This window comes from Bacillus sp. FSL R7-0646 (genome assembly GCF_037969865.1).
In the GTDB taxonomy this organism is placed as follows: domain Bacteria; phylum Bacillota; class Bacilli; order Bacillales; family Bacillaceae; genus Bacillus; species Bacillus licheniformis.
Map to the genome: position 1 here is coordinate 2,150,371 of NZ_CP150217.1, position 25,175 is coordinate 2,175,545.

24 protein-coding genes, 1 tRNA gene and 4 pseudogenes are annotated in these 25,175 nt (G+C 41.8%); 9 read left to right on the forward strand and 20 right to left on the reverse strand.

All coding sequences use genetic code 11. The annotated features are described in order from the left end of the window. Positions 1–31: 31 nt before the first annotated feature. Both MKY62_RS10955 and MKY62_RS10960 read left to right on the forward strand, forming a co-directional pair. Complete coding sequence (locus tag MKY62_RS10955) at positions 32–205, forward strand: YjfB family protein (RefSeq protein ID WP_011198037.1); 174 nt, start codon at positions 32–34, stop codon at positions 203–205. 125 nt (positions 206–330) lie between these two features. Continuing rightward, positions 331–404 (forward strand) — tRNA-Arg (locus MKY62_RS10960). Between the two features lie 183 nt (positions 405–587). Here the strand turns inward: MKY62_RS10960 and MKY62_RS10965 are convergent. The 12 genes and pseudogenes from MKY62_RS10965 to MKY62_RS11020 all read right to left on the reverse strand — a co-directional run bounded on the left by MKY62_RS10965 (position 588) and on the right by MKY62_RS11020 (position 10,602). Then, positions 588–941 carry an MmcQ/YjbR family DNA-binding protein gene (locus MKY62_RS10965; protein ID WP_003182597.1) on the reverse strand — a complete coding sequence of 118 codons (354 nt, stop codon included), beginning with the start codon at positions 939–941 and terminating at the stop codon, positions 588–590. A 905-nt stretch (positions 942–1,846) separates the two neighbouring features. Then, positions 1,847–2,812 (reverse strand): nuclease-related domain-containing protein, encoded by a 966-nt coding sequence (locus MKY62_RS10970; protein WP_003182600.1) that lies wholly within the window; start codon positions 2,810–2,812, stop codon positions 1,847–1,849. 170 nt (positions 2,813–2,982) lie between these two features. Continuing rightward, positions 2,983–3,101, reverse strand: a pseudogene (locus tag MKY62_RS10975) (DUF4352 domain-containing protein); the annotation flags it as partial. 20 nt (positions 3,102–3,121) lie between these two features. After that, positions 3,122–3,682, reverse strand: coding sequence for a DUF1641 domain-containing protein (locus MKY62_RS10980; protein ID WP_003182602.1), 561 nt, complete (start codon positions 3,680–3,682; stop codon positions 3,122–3,124). Continuing rightward, positions 3,675–6,632 (reverse strand): annotated as a pseudogene (gene fdhF, locus MKY62_RS10985) (formate dehydrogenase subunit alpha). The gene MKY62_RS10980 and the pseudogene fdhF overlap by 8 nt, the downstream one beginning before the upstream one ends. A gap of 600 nt (positions 6,633–7,232) precedes the next feature. Further along, a complete protein-coding gene (locus MKY62_RS10990; protein ID WP_003182610.1) occupies positions 7,233–7,478 on the reverse strand; it encodes a hypothetical protein in 246 nt (81 codons plus the stop codon). Between the two features lie 60 nt (positions 7,479–7,538). After that, on the reverse strand, positions 7,539–7,802 hold the full coding sequence (locus MKY62_RS10995; RefSeq protein WP_035334079.1) for a hypothetical protein: 264 nt from the start codon (positions 7,800–7,802) through the stop codon (positions 7,539–7,541). Positions 7,803–7,964: 162 nt separating this feature from the next. Further along, complete coding sequence (locus tag MKY62_RS11000) at positions 7,965–8,261, reverse strand: hypothetical protein (RefSeq protein WP_003182614.1); 297 nt, start codon at positions 8,259–8,261, stop codon at positions 7,965–7,967. Continuing rightward, a pseudogene (locus MKY62_RS11005) lies at positions 8,251–8,337 on the reverse strand (hypothetical protein); the annotation flags it as partial. The gene MKY62_RS11000 and the pseudogene MKY62_RS11005, both read right to left, overlap by 11 nt. A gap of 197 nt (positions 8,338–8,534) precedes the next feature. Further along, complete coding sequence (locus MKY62_RS11010) at positions 8,535–9,194, reverse strand: PilZ domain-containing protein (RefSeq protein WP_003182616.1); 660 nt, start codon at positions 9,192–9,194, stop codon at positions 8,535–8,537. Positions 9,195–9,923: 729 nt separating this feature from the next. Continuing rightward, entirely contained in the window at positions 9,924–10,202 is a 279-nt protein-coding gene (locus MKY62_RS11015) for a YwqI/YxiC family protein (protein WP_003182622.1), read from the reverse strand. Positions 10,203–10,209: 7 nt separating this feature from the next. After that, positions 10,210–10,602 (reverse strand): DUF5082 family protein, encoded by a 393-nt coding sequence (locus tag MKY62_RS11020; protein WP_009328079.1) that lies wholly within the window; start codon positions 10,600–10,602, stop codon positions 10,210–10,212. 646 nt (positions 10,603–11,248) lie between these two features. Between MKY62_RS11020 and MKY62_RS11025 the strand changes: the two genes are divergently transcribed. Together MKY62_RS11025 and MKY62_RS11030 are read left to right on the forward strand one after the other, a co-directional pair. Beyond that, entirely contained in the window at positions 11,249–11,527 is a 279-nt protein-coding gene (locus tag MKY62_RS11025) for a hypothetical protein (RefSeq protein ID WP_003182628.1), read from the forward strand. Between the two features lie 463 nt (positions 11,528–11,990). Then, on the forward strand, positions 11,991–12,278 hold the full coding sequence (locus tag MKY62_RS11030) for a YozQ family protein (protein ID WP_003182629.1): 288 nt from the start codon (positions 11,991–11,993) through the stop codon (positions 12,276–12,278). Positions 12,279–12,567: 289 nt separating this feature from the next. Here the strand turns inward: MKY62_RS11030 and MKY62_RS11035 are convergent. Next, a pseudogene (locus MKY62_RS11035) lies at positions 12,568–13,769 on the reverse strand (Ger(x)C family spore germination protein). Positions 13,770–14,008: 239 nt separating this feature from the next. Here MKY62_RS11035 and MKY62_RS11040 point away from each other — a divergent pair. Both MKY62_RS11040 and MKY62_RS11045 read left to right on the forward strand, forming a co-directional pair. Further along, positions 14,009–14,476 (forward strand): hypothetical protein, encoded by a 468-nt coding sequence (locus MKY62_RS11040; protein ID WP_003182635.1) that lies wholly within the window; start codon positions 14,009–14,011, stop codon positions 14,474–14,476. Between the two features lie 33 nt (positions 14,477–14,509). After that, positions 14,510–15,352: an SMI1/KNR4 family protein gene (locus tag MKY62_RS11045; RefSeq protein ID WP_003182636.1), complete on the forward strand. Its 843-nt coding sequence runs from the start codon at positions 14,510–14,512 to the stop codon at positions 15,350–15,352. 186 nt (positions 15,353–15,538) lie between these two features. On the opposite strand, the gene MKY62_RS11050 is transcribed toward MKY62_RS11045, so the two are convergent. From MKY62_RS11050 to MKY62_RS11065, 4 genes are all read right to left on the reverse strand, one after another. Further along, complete coding sequence (locus tag MKY62_RS11050) at positions 15,539–16,888, reverse strand: amidohydrolase family protein (protein WP_003182638.1); 1,350 nt, start codon at positions 16,886–16,888, stop codon at positions 15,539–15,541. A gap of 272 nt (positions 16,889–17,160) precedes the next feature. Continuing rightward, positions 17,161–17,409 carry a CotD family spore coat protein gene (locus tag MKY62_RS11055; protein ID WP_003182640.1) on the reverse strand — a complete coding sequence of 83 codons (249 nt, stop codon included), beginning with the start codon at positions 17,407–17,409 and terminating at the stop codon, positions 17,161–17,163. A gap of 235 nt (positions 17,410–17,644) precedes the next feature. Further along, a complete protein-coding gene (locus MKY62_RS11060; protein WP_003182642.1) occupies positions 17,645–17,854 on the reverse strand; it encodes a hypothetical protein in 210 nt (69 codons plus the stop codon). A 205-nt stretch (positions 17,855–18,059) separates the two neighbouring features. Beyond that, positions 18,060–18,842 (reverse strand): alpha/beta hydrolase, encoded by a 783-nt coding sequence (locus tag MKY62_RS11065; protein WP_011198044.1) that lies wholly within the window; start codon positions 18,840–18,842, stop codon positions 18,060–18,062. A 135-nt stretch (positions 18,843–18,977) separates the two neighbouring features. Here MKY62_RS11065 and MKY62_RS11070 point away from each other — a divergent pair, with 135 nt between their 5' ends. Then, complete coding sequence (locus tag MKY62_RS11070; RefSeq protein ID WP_003182646.1) at positions 18,978–19,469, forward strand: hypothetical protein; 492 nt, start codon at positions 18,978–18,980, stop codon at positions 19,467–19,469. Between the two features lie 77 nt (positions 19,470–19,546). Here the strand turns inward: MKY62_RS11070 and MKY62_RS11075 are convergent, their stop codons facing one another. Then, positions 19,547–19,783, reverse strand: coding sequence for a CotD family spore coat protein (locus MKY62_RS11075; protein ID WP_003182648.1), 237 nt, complete (start codon positions 19,781–19,783; stop codon positions 19,547–19,549). Between the two features lie 173 nt (positions 19,784–19,956). Between MKY62_RS11075 and MKY62_RS11080 the strand changes: the two genes are divergently transcribed. Together MKY62_RS11080 and MKY62_RS11085 are read left to right on the forward strand one after the other, a co-directional pair. Further along, a complete protein-coding gene (locus tag MKY62_RS11080; protein WP_003182649.1) occupies positions 19,957–20,580 on the forward strand; it encodes a LysE family translocator in 624 nt (207 codons plus the stop codon). A 740-nt stretch (positions 20,581–21,320) separates the two neighbouring features. Next, on the forward strand, positions 21,321–21,506 hold the full coding sequence (locus MKY62_RS11085; RefSeq protein ID WP_003182651.1) for a type Z 30S ribosomal protein S14: 186 nt from the start codon (positions 21,321–21,323) through the stop codon (positions 21,504–21,506). 83 nt (positions 21,507–21,589) lie between these two features. On the opposite strand, the gene MKY62_RS11090 is transcribed toward MKY62_RS11085, so the two are convergent. After that, positions 21,590–22,063 carry an NUDIX hydrolase gene (locus tag MKY62_RS11090; RefSeq protein ID WP_339613594.1) on the reverse strand — a complete coding sequence of 158 codons (474 nt, stop codon included), beginning with the start codon at positions 22,061–22,063 and terminating at the stop codon, positions 21,590–21,592. A 192-nt stretch (positions 22,064–22,255) separates the two neighbouring features. Further along, positions 22,256–24,922 (reverse strand): phosphoenolpyruvate synthase, encoded by a 2,667-nt coding sequence (locus tag MKY62_RS11095; protein WP_003182655.1) that lies wholly within the window; start codon positions 24,920–24,922, stop codon positions 22,256–22,258. Positions 24,923–25,175 lie beyond the last annotated feature (253 nt).

A 25,175-nucleotide genomic window follows, 5' to 3' on the forward strand; every position in this document is an offset into this window, starting at 1 on the left:
AACCGATACACATGTTAAGGAGGTGGTTATGTTGGATATTGCTGTTTTATCAATGGCCATGAGTCAGGCGGCTCTTTATCAAAACGTGCAAATGTCGCTGACAAAGACGGCTTTGGATACCGCCGAACAAAGCGCACAGCAGCTCGTAGACATGGTGCAGGCGCCACATCCCGTTTCAGGACATCATATTGACTTGAAAGGCTAAGGCCGAATCATACATTCAGCAGGCTGCGAAGTCTGCCGGATGTATGTTTTCCCGAAGAAATTTGTGAAAAAAACCGCTGCAACCTCTTTATTTTTTCAGGTTTTTGTACTATAATATTGTTCTGTGTCCCAGTAGCTCAGGTGGATAGAGCAACAGCCTCCTAAGCTGTGTGTCGGGAGTTCGAATCTCTCCTGGGACGTTTCAAATGTAAAGAGGCAAGCCCTTGTATGCCAAGGGTTTGCCTCTTTTGTTAATGGCCGTGTTGTTGGTGCTTTAAAATAAAGTTGATCAAAACGGATTCTTATCCAACGAATTTAAGTTTCGGTTGCATAAAAAAGTTTGAATATTTTCTGGTTGCTTTTGCGAAAGATAATTTCACGATTTACTTGGTTAAATTAAAGCTTTGCTCAATTAAGTTATAAACTTCTTCTGAATCTATTCGTTCTAAAACAATTGATATCCAATTTTCCTTATCCATATGATAACCAGGTAAAATACTCTTTCCATTTCTTAAACTGCCACTTATTTCTGGAGGGCATTTTAAATTCAGAATATCTATTTCGTCATTTCCATCTAAGCCTAACTTTTCCGGAAGAACATTCATTACAAGACCATACCATTTTTCGGTAGTTTCATGTCTTAAAGCGGCATAGTTTGGAAATTTTTGAAATGGGTAATCTGGCGATGTCCCGAATTTTTCTTTGACGTGCTTAAAGATATCTTCTCTTGTTAACATACTGAATCATTCCTCCAACAACTCAAATAGATTTTCGGCATTTGCCGATCCAGAGGGAACAATGGTGAATTTTTTGCAGTCATGATGTGAAGGTGGACATGTTTTACTAACCGTCAATATTAAGGCTTTTATTTTGATCTGTTGTTATTTCCTTTGGAATCCAACTTCATTTTTCTTTTATATTAAACAATTTGGCCCTTTGCCGTATATACTTCTTTTACAATAAGAAACCCTTTTGACATATTCTATCCAAACATAGGCGAATTTTTCACCCTAATACATTGAGTGCGAATGTCTAAACCGGCACTCCTCATCTCATTTTCAAATGCTATCTGATAGGCAGAAGGATGAAACACATAAATCGCGGCTTTATCTTCCATTTCTTGAGTAATTCTGAAAGACGTCTCTTAAAAATTCATCAAATTGATCAGCTGCCATTTCATCATTCAGAATCGTCTTCCTCAACATGAAGAACCTCTGAATCTCCCGAGAAATCTAAAAGGAGCTCCACTAATTCTTCTCCCGAAAATCCTGTCATTAAAAGTGTTATTTAATTCAGCAAGATGCAGCTGGAGCTTTTCCTCATCCCAGTCGCCGCAGATCTTATTTTTCCTCAGCCTCATCCAGATTTACAACTGAAACCAGGAGAGTCTTTGGTCCTTTTTCCATGAGGATTTTAAAGCGTTGGTTGCCGCCTGCAAGGTTGCCAATCCTTTCATTCCAGACTAACGGTTCAACTGTTCAAAAGCGTTTCATAGACTGTTTCAGTGTTTCATATTCTGAAGCACCCGGCTGCAAGTGTGGATTGTATGGAGCCGGGTTAATTTTTCTATGGAATTTCACGAATGTTCATGACCTCCAAGAAAAAAAGCATCCATTGAGATACTTTATAAATTGATATTTATTTATGATAGATAGTTAACTTTTTGCATGATCCTTTTTATTTGTTGTATCTCATCGACTGTATATTTAGCAGGCTTTAAAACCTCATTCTTAAAATACTCGCACAAACTTGCTTTTGAGGTAAATCTATTCTTATCTTTTGTAGAATAATCTATTACACGATTTTCTTTGTCCTCCGGATAACCAAAATAGACTATAGGCTCAACATAGTTGAATTTATTATTATAGGTTATAAGAAAATTCCTGAGTTTATACATTGTGTCCATGACTTGATTTCTCGGGTTATCATAATAAGAAATATTTATAGAATTTTTTTGCTCAGAATCCTTATCTATATTGCTATTTTTCATAAAAATGATTGTCTTCTCTGTATCACTATTCGCTTTCGGAAATAATTGTTCAAAGACAAATGAAAAATCATTTGCAATTGATTCCGCATTTTTACGATTAATCCCATGGATAACTGTTCCACGCCAATACTTGGTTTCTATAATATAGATATCTGATGGCAAAATAACTAAATGATCAATTTGCCTGGTTTTTGTCTCCCCATTTTCTTCATAGGGTACAAATACGTTTCCCATTATAACCATCTCGTTTTCATTTATTTTCCCCTCAGAAATAAGCTTTTCTTTTAATTCCGTTAAAATAGTGTGGGTAATAACTTCACCGCTATTTCTTGAATACTTTTTAAGATTGTTTATATATTCATCCATCTTTACAATCTTGTTCTTCAGAAAATCGTTTTCATTTAAGAATTCATTTTTTTGATTAATATTCATGACTTCAGCTTGTTGTAAAGCAGCGGAAGCCTCTTTATGAGCTTGCACCAGGTGATCTTGATATGTTTGCTCTAGATTTTTTAATTCACGTTCTAAATTGTTTTGATGAATTTTTTTTGTCTCTTTTAATTTCCAGATCATATAACCAGAAAAGCCAAGAAGAACAATAATAGCTAATGTAGACACCGGTCTCCTCCTAGACAGAATATGATTCTACATTTTATTACAAATAAACCTTTTTTTGAAGAGTCCAGAGAAAAAAACAAATCGAATTCCTTTTGATCCCTTCAAGTTATTTTCCGCTATTAAAAAAGCACGTTTCCAGATGATGGAAACGTGCAACTGTAAATCAACTTCTAATCTAACTTCACCAAGTAATCAATATCGTCCTTAACTCTCTCTTCAGTATTACTGCTGTTTGTATCAGCTAAAAACGGATGATATACCAGTTGTAATGTGTCTGTACTCCCTTAGGAGTACACCTGGGGCGGGTGGTCAATCCCTCTTGTTCATCCCCCTTTTCTCTCGGGGTTCCTGATGATGTTTTTGGTGCTCTGGAGGCTGAGTCGTGCGTTCCAGCTCCTTTGTATCTTGTCCCATTCCTTTTAAAAAGGAGAAAAGCAGCGTAACTGCTTTGTTGATTTCCGGGTCTTTGAGCGAGCGGATGATATCAAAATAACCTGTTTTCTCTTCGCTGTCCTTCTGTTCCACCGCGTTTGCCACCCCCGCATTCACTTTCAAAATGAGAGGTTCAAGCTGTTTTACATCCAGCATGCCAAGCGTTCCGAACAGAAGAAGCAGATTTTTCAGTGTATTGGCCGTTTCCTCTGTATCTGCCTTTTTCACTAAGATGTCAAGAACTTTATCTCCTTGTCCAAAAAGGCCGCGGAGCAATGGCAGCACGCCGCGCTCGTTCATGTGGCCAATCATATGCAGCGTTTCAAGAATGGCTTCCTTATTTTCGACTAATGCATCCTCTATTTCTTTCATATCACGCTTTCTCTGATCCTCTTCGGTTATCTCGATTTTCTGAATTCGTTTAATCGCTTTAGCCATTATGCCCAATCCCCCTTTTCACAGCATCGCCAGGGAAAATATAATCCTTCCGCGCCCATTTCTTTTGTACCTGCACACCGATTTGCGGCTGCGGATTGCCGTTGCGGTGATTGATCTTAGGCAGCGGATTGTTTCCGTCGCGCTTCAAAATTTCCATCTTGGCTGATGTTTCTTTGTACGCAGGCGTATCGGTATCCTTATCAGCATGGCTGCCTGTTAACAGGTTGATCGCTGCTTCTCCTGAATCGTTCATTGGCAGATATACTTCCTTCCCTTTGACACGATCAGTGATCAAGCACTTCACTTTGACATTTCCGAAAGGCGATGTGAGTCTGACAAGGGTTCCGTCCTGAATCCCCCTTTCTGCCGCGAGTTCAGGAGAAATTTCTAAGAACACTTCCGGTGTTTTCTTTGAAATGCCTTTTGATTTGTAGGTCAGGTTCCCTTCGTGGAAATGCTCCAAGAGCCGCCCATTGTTGACGTGGATATCATATTCCTCTCCGAACTCTTCAGGTTCTGTCCAATGCACAGGATAGAGAATGGCTTTGCCGTCTGGGAAAGGGAAGCGCTCAGTAAAAAGTAAAGGCGAATCCTTTCCATCAGCGCTTACAGGCCATTGCAGGGAATTTTAGCCTTCAAGCCGTTCATAGGTGACACCCGCATAAATCGGAGACAGCTTGGCTGCTTCCTCCATAATGTCAGCAGGGTGCTCATAGTGCCAGTCAGCGCCAAGCTTATTGGCAACTTCCATAATAATCTGCCAATCCGGCTTTGATTCGCCCAGCGGTTCAAACACCTGATAAAGCCGCTGAATCCGGCGTTCTGTGTTTGTAAAGGTTCCCTCTTTTTCAAGGCTCGGGCTCGCAGGAAGAACAACATCGGCAAACTCGGCTGTACGTGAAAAGAAAATATCCTGCACCACAAAGAAATCAAGCTTTTCATATGCGGCGTGTACATGATTGATATTGGAATCGACCAGACCCATTTCTTCACCTTTTACATACATCGCTTTCAGCTTGCCAGAGTGGATTTTTTCGATCATTTCGTGGTTGGTCATGCCCGGCTCCTTCGGCAGCGGTACACCCCATGCCTGCTCGTATTTTTGGCGGACTTGTTCGTCCGTCACTTTTTCATAGCCCGGCAGTCTGTCAGGCATGCTTCCGAAGTCACTTGCTCCCTGCACGTTGTTATGGCCGCGCAATGGGTAAGAGCCCGCTCCCGGTTTTCCGTAGTTTCCTGTCACAAGCAGCAGATTAGAGATTGCTGTGCTCGTGTCGCTTCCGCCAATATGCTGTGTCACCCCCATGGCCCACAATGCGCACACACTGTCAGCCTGGCCAATCATCTCCGCCATTTGGATGAGGGTTTCTTGATCAATCCCGGTTTTCTCCTCGGCATATTCAAGGGTATACGGCGTGAGGCTTTTCACATATTCATCCCGTCCGTTCACTCTTTCCTGCAAAAAGCGTTCATCGGCCTTGCCGTTTTCAATTAAATATTTGGCGATGGCATTCAGCCAGACGATATCTGATCCGGCACGCGGCTGAACAAACAGATCAGATCGCTCTGCCATTTCGTGTTTTCTGATATCCGCTACGATCACTTTCTGCCCTCTCAGCTTATGAGCCCGTTTAATGCGAGTGGACAAGACCGGATGCGACTCAGACGTGTTCGAACCGATAATCAACACAAGGTCCGCTTGCGCGATATCTGCAATCGACCCTGAGTCACCGCCATAGCCCACTGTCCGGAACAGGCCGGCAGTCGCAGGAGATTGGCAATAGCGCGAGCAGTTGTCGACATTATTTGTGCCGATGATCCCTCTCGCCAGCTTTTGCATGAGGTAGGATTCTTCGTTTGTACATTTAGAAGATGTAATAAAGGCAAGTGAATCCGGGCCAAACTCCTCTTTTAAATCCATGAACTTGCTGGCGATCAGCGTTAACGCTTCCTCCCATTCCGCTTCACGGAAATGGTCGCCTTCGTGGATCAGCGGCTTTGTCAAGCGCTCCTCGCTGTTGATGAAATCCCAGCCGAATTTTCCTTTTACACAAGTAGAAATGCCGTTGGCCGGTGCTTCCTCCTGCGGCTCGACTTTCAGAATATCTCTGCCCTTTGTCCAGACATCAAAGCTGCAGCCGACACCGCAATAGGTGCAGACGGTTTTTGTTTTCTTAATTCGCTCGTCACGCATGGCGGATTCCATATCAGAAATGGCGAGAATAGAGCCGTAACCTGTTTCTACGCCTTTTGTGATCTCGATCATCGGACGCAGCGTTTCGTCATCGATTCCTGTTAAATATCCGGCTTCTCCCTCCATTCCTTTTTCCATCATCGCATTACATGGACAGACGGTAGAACAATGGCCGCATGATACACACGACGACTCATTGATCGGCACATCATTATCCCAAATGACGCGCGGGCGTTTCCGCTCCCAGTCAATGGTCAGTGTTTCAGTCACCTGAACGTCCTGGCACGCTTCAACACAACGCCCGCACAAAATACATTGATCCGGATCGTACCGGTAAAACGGATTTGATTCATCCTTATGGTAAGGCTTCTGATCAAACGGGATGCTTTGGTGATTGACTTTCATTTCCTTCACCGTATTATGTATTTCGCATCCCCCGTTTTTGTAATCGCAAACTGTACAATAAAGCTCATGATTATATAAAATCTTGTCCATCCCAATGACCTGCGCTTTTTTCACATCAGGTGAAAGCGTATCAATGACGTCTCCATCCTTTACTTCAGCGGAGCACGACCTCTTTAGCTCGCCATTGATGCTGACGATGCACGTATCACATGTTTCAATCGGCCCTAAGCTAGGATGATAGCAAATTTGCGGCACTTCAATCGAACTGTTATTCAAAAGCTGAAGCACCGTCTGTTTCTCGGACGCTTCCATTTCAACGCCGTTTATTGTGATTTTTTTCTGTTCAGCCATCTCCATTCCCCTTTCTTGCTTGTGTATATACCGAATTATCCATTTCTCTTCCCTTACAAGGGAGCAATAAAACATACAAAGCGCACTCACATGTTTTATTGCTTCATCACCGGGAAACGAGAGGATAGATGAAAAAGGAGGGATCAGCATGAAAAACAATGCCTGTTCTAACCGCGGCACCAGCATTGACAAGCTCTATTTCCGGCTTTGGAGCAGCGTCCTTTTCAACATCGGCAAACCCCGTAACTCAAGCAACCTCGCTCTCTGAAAACACAAACCAATCAGCCGCATAACATCCGTATGCAAAAGATCAGTGTCCGCAGGCTCTCCGTCTTGGACTCGATATTCCACGTTCGTTTTCTTGTCTCTATCGTATGACAAAGTGGAAAAGAAAAAGTCCCCTATTTTATCCCCCTTTTTGTCGGATTTTTCTCGGGTTTGAATATAAAAAAACCTTGAAAGGCCAAAAGCCAATCAAGGTAGAAAAGGTGAATATTGTTTATATTTTCAACTCATTCTTCATTAAATATTAATCATCATCACCAAATAATAACTCATCCAATTCTTCTCGGTCTTTTGCAATGCCCTCATAGGTTTCGATCAAGACATCTCAAGTGTTATTTCTCTATCATTTTCATAAATTTTAATGCTAGCTCCCAATGAGAGTAACTGTTCTATAATGATTACTAGTGATTTCAATTCTTCTGTGTCATAGTAATCACATTCATTTCCTGTTTCAATCGCCTGCTTTAGTTCGTTAATAGGTTTAGATGATGTTTTTCTTAATAACGAAATGTACTTAGTAATATTTGAATCATTGAGTACTTCCACATAAATGAAGTCCATCAAGATAACTCCCCTCTAAATTAAAAATCTTTAATATCCTTAATCGGCTTTCCCGGAAGGCTATTTTTGTAATTTCCCTCCGTGCCATCTGTGTAAATGTTCCCTTGTTGTTGCTGGATATATAACTTCACCTTTGTCACTTAAATGAGGGAATTTAGAAGCGCTATAACTGTGATGTCCTTGCATAGTTTTCCCTTCATACTTTGCTCTCTTATTGTTTATAATATCTTGCGCCTGCTCCTTTGAACCAATTTCTTGTTGGAGCTTCACCATTAAGTATTCTTGTTTAAAAAGTCTTAGCACCTTTATCTCGCTTATCTGCAAATTTCTTATTCCAAGTATATACCTTGTATTCTTCTCGAGTAATAGTCCTATTATCTATTTTTGATTTAAGTTCGATTGATCAATGGCTTTGTGCAACGCCTGAACATCAAGAGTTTTCATAGCATTCTCCTCTAATACTAAAGTGACATACCACGAACTGTTTTACCACTTTACGGAAAGGAATTGGTTAATAAATCCTGACAATCCGTGAAAATGAATCCTTGGGATCAGGTCATTAAACCTTTGTTGAGGGTTTGAAATATATAAAAAAAAGCCGCTATTAAAACGGCTAAAAGGATATTCCAAAAACTCTTTTAGGTTAAACAACAAAATCATGACTGGAGGGTGCGCTGTGATGTTTCTTGAAGCTGTGTTCATATCATCGTTGTTCGAAAAATGACTGAGAAAACCAAGTCCAATTATCATAATCCCTAAACCGATCTTCATTTTAGATTTCATACAAACATTCCCCATTCAATATTTGCTTTTGAGCATAGACCATCTTTTTAAGACAGATGAGACTATCCTCTGTTTCTAAAGCAAATCGATCAGCTTCTCCTCCTATTCTTTATATATTTGTTTAATGCAAAGTATTCGACATCATCTCACCAACAGCTTTCCATTTCAATAGATGTGGCGAGAAAGAAAAAAAGGCAGATTTCAGGTCTTTCTCAACTTTTGGGGGTGACACCTACTGTAAGCTGCATCATATAACAGGTTAAAATTAATATTCTAATCAGATTTCAGTTTTCTTCTTTCTTCCAATTGCAATTTTATGCAATAATGTACAAGTGCTTGTTCATCATGTTCATCCATCTTGATAAATTCAACTGTCATGATCTGTTTGTTTGTTCTCCGATCTATGTAAGTGCGTTTGACTTGAGCATAAACGTCAATCACATTTTCATCATGTCCCTCATTTGGCAGATGAATGCTTAAATTTAAATCCTCTTCCGCTTCGTGTATTTGCGTCTCTTCAATAATTAACGCAGCGCCTCCAGCACTGATATTTGCTGTATATGTTTTAAACATTGAACCAGATCCATATGGGCGGACAGTGACAGGAATCGTTGTATTTACTCTAAAAAATTGCCGTCTTTGAATTTTTGTCATTTGATCTTCTTCGGGTAAATACATATTTAATACAGGTATATCCTGATAGATCTCTCGTCCCTGTATTACACTGGTAAATTTATATGGGACTTGTTGCTCATTTATAAAGTGAACTATTGCTACTGTATTTGTTGGAATAATAACAGTTCTCCCTGTTTCTTCATCAACAGGATAATGTACTCTTAAAACATTGTCCTCAATGGATAGCACTTTGCTTTTCGCGAGGACATACTCTTGAATTTCAAATTCTATTGTTAAAATATTTCCTAAAGATAACAATGGACATCACTCTTTCAATTCTACTTAATCATTATATCGGTACTATGACACATAAATTTAAAAAAGAAAAGGAGAAAGCATTGAGAAATTACGTAAACGGACCGCTTCTCTTGTGAGACTGACGATCTTATCATCATTCAGTTCAGGGATAGGTGTGTCTCCCATTCTATGCCCTTTTTTCGGATTAAATATAAAAAACCTTGAAAGGCAATAGCCAATCAAGGTCATTCTTCAAAGTTAATCAATTCTCAAGTCAATTTAGGCATGAATATAATAGTCTGGTTCTTCTTCATCCATTTTCTTGAAAACTCTTCGAGTGATGCCGCAATTATCTTGTCAAAATAGTATACTGGACAAATACCGTTCTCTTCTTCCTGATCTAAATCTAGAGTCAGATATGTCCCCTCACCGACTTCAAAAAACACTAACATGGGTATAGTTCTCTAATTCTTGGATCTATAAAATCAGCTACACTATGAGAATCCATTACTCTATCTCCATGAGTTTTATCAAGATTACAAATAAAACCATATCATACTCTTAAATAAAACTCTCTTAGTTCATTAGGAATTTTTTCTAATCTATCTTCCGCCTAAATAACATTATATTCCAGTCGATATATAATATGTTTTTTGCTTTTGACTTTAGCAATTTCGTCTGATTGATGTTTTAAATGTTCCAGCGCTTTGTGCAGCGCCTGAACATCCAATGTCTTCATGGCTTTCTCTTCTATTTTGTTTTCATCGATGAAGCCAGCTGTTTGTCGGTGTCCATCATTGCTTCGACTGCTGATTCCGTTTGGACGACTTGTTTTGAGAAAGCAGAGGCATAGGAAGAAGCGATCTTATTAATCGTCTGATTCAGTTCCTCTATCTTCTTTGTCGCATCAAGGTGATTCTGGCCCTTGATATCTGTCGGAATCGTCGCTTTCATTGAATGGCTGGAATGCTTTAATTTAGAGAGCGCTTGTTTGACTTCTCCGGTATTCACTTTTATTTCTTGATCCATTTTTCATTTACTCCTTGTCTCGTGCTTCCCGCTTCGCGTTCTCAATCTTTTTCTCTAAAGAACGAACTTCCTGGCTGAGCGAGTGAATATCTTCTTGTAAAGATTTGATTCGTTCATCGATTTTGCTTAAAACATCAGAAAGCTGTTTTCCGCTTATGTCATTGTAAGCAGTCTTCATCAGACCTCGAATACGGTCAAAGGAGTCAGCAAGACTGCCTTGCCACGTATGAGACGACAGTTGTGGTTCGGTGATCGTCTTTTTCGAATCAGAGAACTCTGTTTTGTCTTTTTCCAGCTCTTTGCGGCAAGCTTTCAGCTCTGCCAAAAATTCTTTCTTCATCGATAAATCAACTTTCATGATATCTAAAGCCAGCGTTTCTCCCAGGATTGAACCGATCATTTGCAATACCTCGCTTCCCAAAAAATGCATGACAAAAGTAATGACCAACTAAGAGTTTACCACTATACGGAAGGGAATTGGTGAATAAATCCTTTCAATCCAACAAAATGAATCTTTAAGACCAGTCCAATAAACCTGTTTTGAATAAAAAAAGCCGCTAATGAAACGGCTGCAAAAAGATAATTCAAAACTCTTTTTTAAGCTAAACAATAAAATCGTGACTGGGTGCGCTTGTGGTGTTTCTTGAAGCTGTGTTCATATCATTGTTGTTCGAAAATCGAAAATGACTGAGAAAGCCGAGTCCAATTATCAAAACACCTAAACCGATCTTCATTTTAGACTCCATACATCCCCCCTTCAATACAGATGAGGCTTCCCTCTTTTCCCATTATAATCCATACGAGTGCCGCCTAACAATCGCTGCTTTTTACTCGAAAAAGACGTTCTGACTACCGCACATAGCAATCTGCGGTAAAGATTAAGAACTATAGATTAATGAGGTCGATTTTAGGTGAGTAAAATGCTCTTGCAGTTTATAAAGGTGGTTCACTATCCCTTTCCAAAGGATTTATGAGATCCCTGGGTGTTCGCATTAAATATTTTTCACCGAATCAAGAAATACTGATAAAAAAAGGTGGTGCTATATATGGATTTCCCAATCATTCATACAAACTTTTGGGATGCTGTTACGGCAGTGCCGATTATCTTGATCGTCACACAGATAATTAAAATCTTTCTTAAGGTTCCCAAAAAGTATGTTCCATCAATTGCACTTGCACTAGGCTTAATCATATCTGTTTGCATAAGTCATCGACACAGCCTCATAGCTGGAGTATTTATGGGCGGATTCTATGGTTGCGCAGCTATTGGTTCATATGCATCATTGAAAACGACAATTTCATCATATAGAAACAAAAAAGCATAAACAGGCATGAAAAGATTGGTTCCAGAGTTCAATTCGCTTTTTCCCGCTTCACCGGTTAAATCAGAAGCAGCTATACTTGCTCCTTTGCCTGGTTCATTTCCGCTTTTCTCCCCAGAAGAGGTATCATGCTCTCCAGCGTGTTCGCCTAACGAATAAGCCCCTTCCGTCAGCCGCTTGTAACAGAAGAAAATTGAAGCCTTAAATCACTGAATGGGGAGTTCTCGCCCCTTCTTTCACTTGTTCTCTTTCCCTTGAATAGGCTTGCAGTTTGATTCACTCGAAAAAAAGCGAATGAATACCTTCTCAACAGACAGAATAAGAAGAGTTGGTATTCCACCATATTTTGGGCGAAAGGAGTGAAATCGTTGTATTGATCAAATGAGAAATGAATATGAGACTGAAATGCCTTTCAGATGACCTTTTTACCTAAAGAACAAAATTTCACTGATATGGAGTGATTAACGTGCCTCAAAAAAATGGAGCAGACAGACCGGATGATTACAAAAGATTTTCTTCACTAGACAAGGAATATGATTCTCAGCAATCTTTAGACAGCAATGCTAAGACAGAAAACGTAAACACTGAAACTGATAACAAAGAAAACACAACTGACACTACCGATGTGGCCGGAAAATATTTCGACCCTTCGGATTATGAAGGGGCTACTCAATTGGAAAAAGGATTAGCTGAAACTCATGAACAGGTCAGTGATGACTATTTTGAAGGAACGATCGATCAAAATTTGGATTAGCGATTCAAACGGAACTAACTCTTTAAAGTTAGTTCCGTTTGAAATTAACAAAAAATGACTGTCCTCTAATCAATTATTCGGTCAACTCCAAAAGCTATAGCCGAATTATAAAAATGCGTCTGTTTGATCAGATGACATTTGTCTTTTTACAGCCTATCTATATATATATAACTTATCCGCGAAAAAAGTTTGATAAAACACACACTTACCGTTTATGACCAAGCATTCTCACCCATTCCCCGTTATCCCCTCGCTGTTATTTGTGCACCTTTATAAAGTCATGATTAAGCTAATGTCTACTTTGTGATCCAAATTCTTCAATCGTGATGTTCACATCATATTGAATGGGGGTTTCTGTGAATACTTCATCCCAATTTTTCTTCAGCTTTCTCCAAAGAAAGGGATAGTGGATCCTCACTTCATCACCGAAGCCGGCAAGGTCGGCTTTATATTCCTTCTGCATTTTTTCTGTGATCTGCTCTACCAGCTGTTTCACTGTTTGTGACGCACTTTCTTCCTTTCTTTTCAAATATTTTTTGTCAATTGCCGTTTCGGTTGTATTCCAGTTTTCAGCCAGGTGTGCCTCTGAATTAATATTCACTTTAAATGAGAGGCGGTTTCCTTTGAAGACTGGCTTGATCTCACTCTTAAGGTGATCGACTGACATGGCCGTCAATTTTTTTGTTTTTTGATCATAGTTTTTGACAGTGCCCCCTACCCCTTGTCCTTTGATCCACATGATCCCGTCTAAATCTTTTTCATCTAAAAAACCAAGGAGCTTATTTGTTTTTCCGTTAATGGCAACAGCTCCTGCATATTTGACTTCCCCGTCGGCACCGATGATGTTTTGAAGCAAATAACTGGTTCCGGCCTTCATCATGCCCGGCAGTTTGGCAAGAGTGATCGGAGGCAGAATTTTTTTCGCCCTAAAGTCATTGTGAATAATTCTGGTAAGGTGAAATGCGGGTATTTTACCGGTGCCGTCTTTCAGTTCAAGTGTATCACTTGCTCTTCCTCTTGTTACAAGGACAAGCGTACTCAGTCTGATTTCATTGTCCCTAAGCGTCTGATCAAGCAATTCCTTTAGTGAATAAGTACGAAGCAAATCCGCAGCAATGACGATCACCTTTAAGTGGGAGCTGAAGACCGGCCTGTCCTGCCTGAGTGCTATTTCACTGCCTATTTGCTGTAAGGAATCACCCGTTCCATATACGTTAATGTAAGGTTGTTGGCTGCTGCCGCTTCCCACGGCAATCTGAGCCCCTGCTGTGTACGGATTGACATATTGGTATGTCAAGGTTACTCGATTTTTTTTGGATAATCCCCGCCCATTTTATTAAATTTTTTTTCAAGGTCTGTCTCTCGGCCTTCATCAAACCCTATAGCAAAAGTCAAGCCAAGTTCTTCAATTTCATGGCTGCTCCAGCATCCAGCTAAAAAAAGAATTATGATAGGGAATAAAAAGCAGATCTTATAAGTGCTAAGCTTCATCTTTCCGCTCCTCCCATGAAAAAAATCGAGGAATTAGCCTGATTCAAGGTCTGATCTTATTTTTCCCTTGAATCAATTGATATATATACGGTAATTAAAACCATATTCAAGAGGCTGCTAAACCTAACAAACCGTGCGGAGTGATTTAGTTTTCGGCTTGTGCTTATCCTCTGAAAAAATTTCCATCTTTTTCAACTCGTCTATGCTACAATGGAAATGGAAAAAGGAGGGGATCTTAAATGAAACGCTTTTTGCTGATGATGGTGTTGATTTGTGGATTTTTCAGTTTTGTGAGCCGCGCTGAAGCCTATTCGTTCCCGCACAAGCTGAATTTAACGTTTACGGGGACTCATGTGGAGGACATTCCCGATAGCAGCGACTTAAACGTTTCTAACTGGCATATTGGCTATAAGTTTACGATTTTCAATGCAGAAAACTGCAAAACAACGATTAAGATTCAGATGATGCACCTATCAGGAAGATTTATGAGTTTAAGCATTAAAGATTTTGAAGGGGACTGGCCTGACCGAACCGCTCAGGATGTCATCACGTTGATGCCTCGAACCTACAGGCTTTATTTTGAAAATTCCGAAGGCGAATGTAAGGATATTCGCATTAAAGGAACATACGGGGCCATTCCGCAAACTTATGATTATTTCTCGGCCTTCAAAAAGACTCCGGGAAGGACAACCCTTTTTGCCAAATAGATACGAACAACAAACGGATGAGGGGGGACGCATTTGAAAAACTTTTGGACATACGAAGACGAAGATCCATACAAATTAAAAAGCATATCAGAGAGAGATATTCAAAAAGCTGAAAAAAAGTTAGGTGTGAAACTTCCGGAGGAATACAAAGCGCTTATTCTTGAACAAAACGGCGGGTATATCAATTTTAACGCCTTCCCTTCTGAACGGCCTACCTCCTGGGCTAAAGATCATGTCCAGTTTGACTACTTATTAGGCTTAGGGAAAAAGGCAGGGATTCTCGAGAGCAAATACATCATTAAAGAATGGGAACTGCCCGACAACCTGATCCTTATTCACGGTGACGGCCATACATGGATAGCGCTTGACTACAGAGAAACGAAAGAAAATCCGCCCGTGCACTATTTCGATTCAGAATTTGAAGAGAATTATAAATTAGCGGATTCATTTGGAGAATTTCTCTCTAAACTTTATACAGATAATCCCATGGATGATGACGACTGCCAGCTTATCGAAGGCGTGCATCCTGACATTCCCTATGTCTATCCGGAAGATGCCATTACAAAAGAAGAAGCTGAACAAATTCTGACTAAAAATTCGGCAGCCGAGCTGCATCAGCTTAATTACTACCCTATTGAAAGTATTGATGATTTAAAATGGCTTTTGACAAAAATGAAAAAATCCGCTTTAAAAGCAGACCGTGACACTGGTTTGGCACTTGCCGGCGCTTTGGAAGCCGTCATTTCTTACTATAAAAATTTAACGTTTGAGGATGAACAAACAAGAAGGTCAGTCCGCGATATCTTGGTGATATTAGAGAAGTTGAATGACTCTACTGTAGACATATACTTATCCCAAATTGACGACTTATTTTAAAAAGAGCCAGCCCCTTTATATCAAGGGCTGGTCTTTTTAGCATTTGAGAATCTGTTTCCTAACGTTTTAGTTTCCAGATGATACGCGGCTGTCTATGAGGCCTTTACTTCATTGGTCAGATATCCGTTTTTTCGCATAACCAATCTGGGGTCTTATTTGCAAAGGCGCATCATGAAACTGTTTTTCTTAAAAGGCGCCCTCAGGGGATCGGAATAAAATATGATCTCTTGCTTCCAGCGCTTTTTGTCTCACCTTTTCAAGATCTGCATCAACCAGCCGGCCGTTTCGTTTCACCGCTTTTCCTGCGACATATACGGAATCTACATTTCCGGTGTGCGTGCATTGGACGATGGCCCCCGCCGCATCAGTGAAAGGGAGCAAATTGACGCTGTCCGTTTTCACCATGATAAAGTCAGCTTCTTTGCCTGGGGAAAGCGAGCCGATTTTATGATCGAGCTTTAGGGCGCGCGCCCCGTCAATGGTAGCCGCTTTCAGGATTTGTTCGGCCGATATGCTCAATTCGGGCCCCGGCATAATTCCTTCTCTCAGCAGTTCATCATTGTGCTTTGCGCGTTCTGCTTGAAGAGCAAATTTCATCTGTGCGAAAAGGTCTCCCCCGGTCGATGTGACAACATCAACCCCAAGCGCAGTAAGAACCCCGTTTTTTAGAGAGAGCCCTGTAACAGGATAGCCGTGCCCCATCATCATCTCAATTTCTGGTGTCACAGATATCGAGCTTCCGTGAGCCGCAAGCATTTTCATTTCTTCTTCACTCATCGCATTGGCATGCACCATGTTTAAATCGGGACCAAGCAGCCCGGCTTGATTCAGCTTTTCAATCGAACGATCTTTCGCTCCCCAGTTGCCAAAAGCAATATGCATGCTGCATAAGGCATCCAGTTCCCGGGCCGTTTCGATTTCAAAGACAGATGTCTTCCATGAAGAAAACTCCGGACCTCGAATTGCAAGCCCCATCGTCAGAAGCTGATCCTTCGATTGAAAATATGCTTTTTTTACCCGTTTCGCTTCGTCCATATTCGAAAGATCGCTGTCTCTGTCCCAATATTCGGCGTCACCAGATGTTCCAAAGGCGAATACTGCGCGAATGCCGGCGTCTTTCAGTCCGGCAATCAGCTGGTCCGTATGATCAGGCGACTCAATCATCGTCCAGTCCAGCAAAGTCGTGACGCCTGCATCGAGCGCCTCAAGCGCTCCTAAATAGTTCGCGGCCCAATCATCCTCAGGTCTTCTCATCGACCCATAATTCCCATAATAAATCCGGTTTAAATAGGTTTGCAGGGACCAGTCGGCTCCGATTCCGCGGATCACAGATTCCCATACGTGGCGGTGCGTATCAACAAATCCAGGCATGATCAGCATATTGGAGGCATCCACAATCTCAGCGTCTCCGGCTTCAATCGACTCGGCAACGTCCAGAATGACGGAGCCTTCAATCAGCATGTCCCCTTTTTCGAGCGTATGAAGCTGCGGATCAAGCGTCACAATCGTAGCATTTTGAAAAAGCGTTTTTTGCATAACGGCTCTCCTTTCTTCCCAACCGATTAGAGAAAATAACATCCTATATGTACCATATTAATATAAAAAAGGTATAAATGACATTAATAAGCATTCCGCGACTTCGAACTTCGTCTGCATTTTTCATTTTGCCATATACTATTTTTCTGCTGTTCGCTATAACCTATGTTAAACGTTGATATACATGGTAGCTCCCTTATAAAATAGGAACAGACCATAAAAGACCCCTGCCGGGTATTTATATGGTCTGTGAAAGTACAATTAAGCCTTAATTAATAGCAATGGCCGTAATCCGATTTTTTTTCATAGCTTTTGCAAGGTTTTCCGCAATGATAGTGTTCATGTGAAACATCTTTATGATGTGAGTAAGTGTGCGGATAGTAATGAACATGTTCATACTTGTGGTGGTCTATTTTTTTTGTATGCTGTGGATGAATATGAGGAACGACAGATTTTGAGTAATGATGATCCTCACAATATTTCGTAGGGTAAACATGCGGCTCATGATGTTTGCAATACATTCGTACATTCTCCTTTCCCTTTGTTTTATAGATTCACTAGTACATTATGCTGAAAAGCTAAAGCCCGACTGCATAAGCACCTATGCTTTGTCCCTAATTTCGCCCGTTCATTTTCTAAATATCGTTTTTGGAAAATCTGTTTTATGACTATGAAGCATCTGCGGTTGAATCCCATTGCTTCCAGAGTTAAAAAAAAGACACTAAACGAATATTTTAAATGTTCGCTTAAAGTCCTTCACCTCCAATGAACATTGACGGGCTCTGTATGAATATGCAGCTCTTTTTTTGTATCAAAATGAACAACAAAGCCTCTGATTAATCCATAGAACTTGTTTTTTTCTGTAATTTTCATTACGGTCGCTTCGTCTCTAAATCCTGGCGGATGGCATCGCTCACCGACGATATATTGCTTTGAATGAACGGTGATTGATTGGATTGACTTCATTAAATTCCATTCCCCCTCAGAAACGTCATGCTCCCCTCTGCTTCTGTGCCAAACGGAGATACACCCCGATAAAAATACTTGCACTTCGGGTATTTTTCACGCTTCAGGGTGCAGAAGCAGTCTCGGTGATTATCATCATAACATGATTATCCAAAATATTCCTCTCTGCTTTTTGAACATTATGTGGCAGCTCCTCAATATAAAATCAACCGATAAATTGCGTTAAAATCCGATTGAACATTTTGCGTTCCTCCCAGAATGGACCGTGTCCGCTGTATTGAAACGGAACAAGATATGAATTTCTGATTTTGCGGCTGAGCTCCTTTGCTTGTGCAAACGGAATCACCTTGTCTTGAATACCGTGAATGATTAAGGCTGGAGCAGCGACTTTTTCCGGATCATCATACAGTTTCTCATCTCTCAGCATTTCGATGACCGCTTTTGTCGACCAGCCTGCCGCCTGCAATCCCAATTGAAAAAAACAGTCTGAGAACGGTTGTGTAATATATTGAAAGAAAAACGTGTCGGTCACTTCGCGCATCATCTTGGGACGATCGTTAGACGCTTGCTGAAGCAATTTGGCTGCCGTTTCTTCAGTAAATCCCACAGGCGCCGCCGCATCGATCAAAACCAGCTTTGAGACCCCAGCGCCCCTATATCGGGACATATAGCGGAGTGCTATGGCGCCGCCGGTTGAATGACCGGCAAGCGTGAAGTTGTTTAATTGAAGCGCCTCAACGACAGCGCGGATATCATCAGCCAAACGGTTGTAATTATAGCCCGTCGCCGGCTTATCCGAACGCCCGAATCCACGCCAGTCAATGCCGATACAGCGGTATCCCTTTCGCGAAAGATCGTCAAATTGATATTCAAACTGGAGATGGCTTAATGGCCAGCCGTGCAAAAATACAATGGCTTTGCCGCTTTGAGGATTGATGTCTTCAACGTACAGATTAACGCTTGGTTCTGCCTCGATAAAATATCCCATGCCGTCGCCCCCGATCATGTCTTTACCATAAGATACTCCCAAGATGTAAATAGGTGAATGTCTCCGAGGGCTGAACATGAAGAATTTGAAAAGGCGTGACTGGTTAAACTATTTCAAGAAACGGAGGGTTGTTCAATGATGGCACTTCTGAGAAGTCTGGCGATATCGTTTGTCCTCATTCTGCCTGCGGCAGCGGCCTACGCACAAGTACCTTATCCATGCAGCGTCGTTCTTGATCCAGTCCGAGATATTCCCAATGCCCGCGGAACGGCTTTAATTGCGAAAGTGAAGAAACCGTATACCGAAGCCCCCGGGAGTCCTGTCAGGGAAAGGCAGAGTGTCGGCATCTACGCTGATTGGCTTCCGGACCCTGCTTCATTTGGAGATTATGATCAATTTGAAGGAATTGCCCGGATACCTGACCAGATCAGCTGGCGTTTCACCATGCATCAAGTCCAAGAAGACGCGCCGAGCTGGTTTGGCGGAAGTCCTTGGGCGGGCAAATTTGACGAAATATCATCAGAGCTGACTGTGAATACCCAAGTCGAAGTGCGCCCTTTCAATTCGAAGACGAAAAAGGCCGGCGAAGCTGTTTTGCGTGGGAATTTGCAAGGATGCAGGAGCTAACCAAAAAGGCCGTAAAAGCTCCATGGGGACGCTTCTACGGCCTTTTTTCATGTGAAGAATTTTTTCTTCCGGAAAGGTTAGTATTTTTCGTAGCGATCGCAAGGTTTACCGCAGTAAGAGTGGTCATGATAAACCGGCTTATAGCTTGAATAAGAGTGCGGATAATAGTGAACATGTTCGTATTTATGATGATCCACTTTTTTAATATGCTGCGGATGGATGTGAGGAACGATCGTTTTAGAGAATCTGTGATCCTCACAGTATCTAGTAGGATGCACAACTGGCGGCAGAACGCGCGGTTTGCAGTAAGACATAAGCACTTCTCCCTTCCTTAGGTTTCATTCTTCACTATCAGATTATGTTGATTAGCACAAACTTGTACTAATACAAGAAACTAAAAATCCGTCCATTTTCCCCGCCTTTTTGCTAAAAAGTGTTTCTCAGATGCTATAATAATAAAAATACTATTGAAAATGGAGCTGGACAGATGGACGCGATATCGATCGTTTCTTTTTTGGGTGCGGCCGTACTGCTAACACTTATGCCGGGCCCTGACAACCTGTTCGTTTTGGCACAGAGCATATCAAAGGGAAAATCGGCGGGTATAGCAACCGCATCCGGACTATGCACAGGGCTAATCGTCCACATCACGGCGGCTGCAGCAGGCATTTCTGCTGCGATCTATCAATCAGCTGTCGCCTTCTCGATTGTAAAATATGCAGGTGCAGCCTATCTGCTGTTTTTAGCTTACCAGTCTTTTCGGCAAAAAAGCGCCGGTTTCAACGTTGAAGCCAAAGATTCATTGAACCGCAGGGCTTTATATCAAAAAGGCGTGGTGATGAACCTATTAAACCCGAAGGTCTCATTGTTCTTCCTTGCCTTTCTTCCGCAATTTATCCACCCCGGCACCTTCAATGTGACAACGCAAATGCTTGTTTACGGCATGTTATTTTTGATTCAAGCGTTCGCTATCTTTGTGATGATCAGCCTGTTTGCGGAAAAAGTCGGAGACCGGCTGCGCAGAAATCCGCAAGCCGCCAAAAAAGTTCATTTGCTGGAAGGGTCTTTGTTCGCTTTGATCGGGCTTAAAATAGCGGTCAGCCAAAGGTAGAACCGCTGAAAAAAGGTATGCAGCCTGCACACCTTTTCCCGATTTTATTGCTTATAAATGTGACGCGTTTACCATTTCCGCCGTCGTCTTCGTTAGTAAACGGTCTCAATGACACGGCGGCATCTCATCCTTAAAACATCGAGGTTCAGTGAAAATGAACAGCCCTGCATTCCGTTTTCGTTTTCAAGTTTGATCGTTTGGGCGGGAAATGGTGTTGCGGAAACGAATTGATTTGTTCTTCAGCTGGAGTAGATCACAAGGCTGTCAAATTCTACAGCGCTTTCTTACTATGTTTGATTCCTTCTTCGTTTCATTGCATAGTGGAGTGCCAGACAATGAGACAAAAATTTAAATACCGTTTTTCTCTATACTCCCCCCTTTCTTTGATGCCAGTATACAAATTTACAGCCGCTGCGTAATGATGCAAATCGGTTATTTTCCGCTCAATCTAAATGATCAGATCGAATAAAGCGGACTCATTGATCTAGGGACGGCAGATCAGTCAAACGATAGGTCTGGGTCTTTTTTGATAGAAAATGCCGTTTGCCTGAGGTAAAACGGGATCGTTGATTGGCATATCTGCTATAAAGTCTTCGCTTTTTATCAGCAAAAAAGACTCGAACAGCGAGTCTTTTCAATTTATTTACAAATGATATTTTAAATGTTATAATAAATTGTTTACAAAAATAAAATCTATTTTTATTTATATAAATCGATAAATGTAAAAGGAGGTAAAAGAGATGGCCAAGACTTCAATGATTGTCAAGCAAAAACGGGAACAAAAGTTCAAAGTCAGAGAGTACACCCGCTGTGAACGCTGCGGCAGACCGCATTCCGTGATTCGGAAGTTTAAATTGTGCCGCATCTGCTTCCGCGAGCTTGCTTACAAAGGGCATATACCCGGCGTTAAAAAAGCAAGCTGGTAAAACGATTTCGCCAGCCCAAGAGGCTGGCTTTTTTTATTTAGCTCTGTTAAATTTTAATATTAATACTTTTGTTCAACATCCCTTCAGCTCAATAAGAACGATTTAATCAGTTGCTCATTATACACACTAATTGAGTGTAAATTCTCTTTTAATAAGCTATCAGTGATTTGCTTTATTTCATTCGGTTCTCGTAAGCCTTCGTTTTCAAATGTTACAAGGTCATTTACTGTTATCCACTTGCTGTCTGAAATTTCATCTTCTTCGAGATTTAAAGAACCTCCAGTAACTTCGCCGATAAAATGAAATAAAATAACTTGATTGTTCGTACTACTGATAAAATTATAAACACCTGTAGTGGCAATCAGATTTACGTCGAATCCAGTTTCCTCTTTAACTTCCCTTCGGGCTGAATAGAGAATGTCCTCTCCATATTCGATACGTCCGCCCAGAAAATTCCACATATTAACAGAAGTAGGTTTATTCTCTTTTATCATCAAGACTTTATCATCACTAAAGATAGATACACTGGCTACTAAAACAATTCCATTTTGCGACATCCATTTCTCCTCAATTTCTTTGGAAATGATATTATCTCTATAATATCTGATTCGCTTCTTCTATCAATAACCGCCTTGTTTTTGCTCGCCTTGACAACGATATCGAACGCACGTTCCCATTCTGGTTATATCAAGGATTCGTATAGGTATCAAATATCAATTTTCCTATATAAAGCCTTTATTTAAAATAACTCAGGAGCCGTTGCCGTCCAATATTTGAACAAACCCGTTTGTTCCGTCGACTCGGATGTAAGCGCCGTCTTCTATGATTTCTGTCGCTTTGTCGATCCCGACGACAGCAGGAATGCCGTATTCCCTTGCCACTACTGAACCATGGGTCATCATGCCGCCTACTTCCGTAATCAGTCCGACCGCTGAAGTAAAGAGCGGAGTCCAGCCCGGATCAGTATACGGCGCCACTAATATGTCCCCTTGATTCAGCTTCGCGTCTTCAGGACTCTTTGCAACTCTGGCGGTCCCTTCGATGATTCCCGCGGAAACAGGGGTACCTGTGAGAGCGCCTTCAGGACTTTTTTCATTTCGCAGCTTTCCTGTGATGATCTCCCCTTCACTCGTCATCACGCGTGGAGATGTGAGCTTTTGATTGGACGTATGCTGCCGTTTTCTGTCTGCTAACAATTCCGGAATATCCCCGATGCCGCGATTCTCCAATAGGGCGATAAGCTCCTCAAGCGTAAAGTAAAAGACATCTTCTTCACAATTCAAAATCCCTTTTCCAACGAGGGTGCGGGCTTCTTTAAGAATCGCTTTTTTGTATAAAAACATCAGTTTTACAAGTGTAAATTTATGATGCTCCCGCATTCCCATCAAGCTTCGGTACATATGAACGAGCCGGGAGACTCTCTTTTTTTCTGGAAAACGAAATTGAGAGATGATCTCCTTTTTTGCCTCTTCCGCTTCGGTTTCACCTTGTTTAAATTTCCTTCTGTGTTCCCCGGCGGCAATCGTCCGAATATGGCTGAGTATGGACGGAACGAGCTGAACCGGGGCCTCGGCCCATCTCGGCCTTGTCAAATCGATTTCTCCCACGCACCGCATCCCGTACTTTTTGAGAAAATCGTCTAAACTGCGTTTCATTTCGGCGCCGCCGGGGATTTTGAGCAGTTCTTCCATAAAATTTTCGCTGTTTGCACGCTTGAAATAGTCAATGACAGCAGGATACTTTCTCGCCTGATCGGAAAGATCTCCTAACTCTAGACCCATTTCCGTTGTGACATTATGGGGCAGGAATTTATACAATTTCCCCAGCAAAATAGCGCTTTTCTCGTCCCCCAGCTTCTTTTTCAGCTTTTTTTCGAGCAATCCGGCTGCAATCATTCCGCTCAAGACATACACAGCGACTTTTGAAAGCACGTCTTGCAACATGTTTCCCATTCCTTTTTGGATGACGCGGATCGTCTCAGCACCGGAAGTCCGGCTAAGCTGCTCTTCGGTGTCCGTCACGATCGCTTCAATGATCAATTCCGCTTTTTTCTCGGCTTTATCCGGATTTCTCATGAGCAGGATTCCGGCAACTTTTAATGCTGCCGGAATCAAAATCGGCGCCAAATTCCCGGCAATATGAAAAATGCCTTTTGTGGATGTGGAATATAGCTGATGTTCTTTGCGCTTGACTACCTCCGATACAGCTGATGCCATCAACTGATCCATGCCGCTCAATACTTTAAGCAGCCGGCTTCGGACGAATTTGAGGGAGAGAGCACCCGTAATATCGGCAAAGACTCTTCCTCCCGCTTCGCGAAGAATCGGCTGTGCCGAAGGATCTTTTTTTAAAAATCGGAGGACTTGGCTGATAACCGATACACCCAATGGTTTCAGCGGATCGGTCATCATTTGGATGTAGCCAAAATTAATCAATACGTGCGGCCTATCATCAAAAAAGCGTACGACCGGGTAAAGGGATGTGATTGGCCGGCTTTGAAGAATGTAAAACCTGCCGCCGGCAAAAGCCCACTCGATATCCTGTTCCTTGCCATAGTGAGCCTCGATTTTGCGCCCCAGTTCTGCTAATTCAATGATTCTTGGATCCGGCAAAGCCTGTGTTTGTTGTTTTTCCGGAGAGAGGGTTTTCTGGACGGTTCCTCCCTCTGGTACGGAGTAAATGGCCGATTCTTTCTTAGAGAGTTGTTTTTTAACGATTTCACCAGACCGAATCTGATACAGATCAGCGCTGACGACGCCGGACACCAACGCTTCACCCAAGCCGAAGCTGGCATCGATGGATACCGTTTTGCGGTGCCCCGTGATCGGATCCGCCGTGAACATAATTCCGGAAACCTCGGGAAAAACCATCTCTTGAACGACAACCGCAAGAAAGACAGAGCGGTGGTCGAAACCGTTTTTCGCTCGGTAGGAAATCGCCCTGTCTGTAAACAGCGAGGACCAGCATTGTTTCACCGCTTCAAGAAGCTGATCTTTCCCGCAGACGTTCAAAAAGGTGTCCTGCTGTCCCGCGAATGAAGCATCTGGCAGGTCTTCAGCCGTTGCGCTGGAGCGGACGGCATAGGCTTTATCTTTGCCGGTCGTATCTATGCCCTCCAATATCGCCGATTTGATCTCGTCAGGCATGGAGATCTGAGCAAGATGCTCACGAATTTGTTTCCCCACAGTCCGAATCTGTTCAAGATCATCATGTTTGAGCTGTTCAAGCTGATCGAACAGACTGTCGATGATGCCGCTTGTTTGTATGAACGCACGGTAGGCTTCAGTTGATATGCAAAATCCCTGAGGAACGGGAAAGCCCGCTTTTGTCATTTCCCCAAGGTTCGCCCCTTTCCCGCCGACAGAGGGCAAGTCAAATTGATCGATTTCATTGAAATACAGCACGTATTTCTCCATTCTATCCTCTCCTTAAAATCCGCTTTTTGCAGCAACTTTACACCGCATTTTCCAGCGTGACATGCATCAATATTCAGCTCAAACCATGAACAGATGCCTAACGCGGCATACCTTCTTTATACGAATAAAATAAACACTATGTTGATTAATATTCATCATGTTTATTATAATTGCGCAAAAGGAGAACGCAATGAACAATCAATCGGCAAATGTTAAGTTCTCAACACAAAGATGGAAATTGTTGATTTTCATG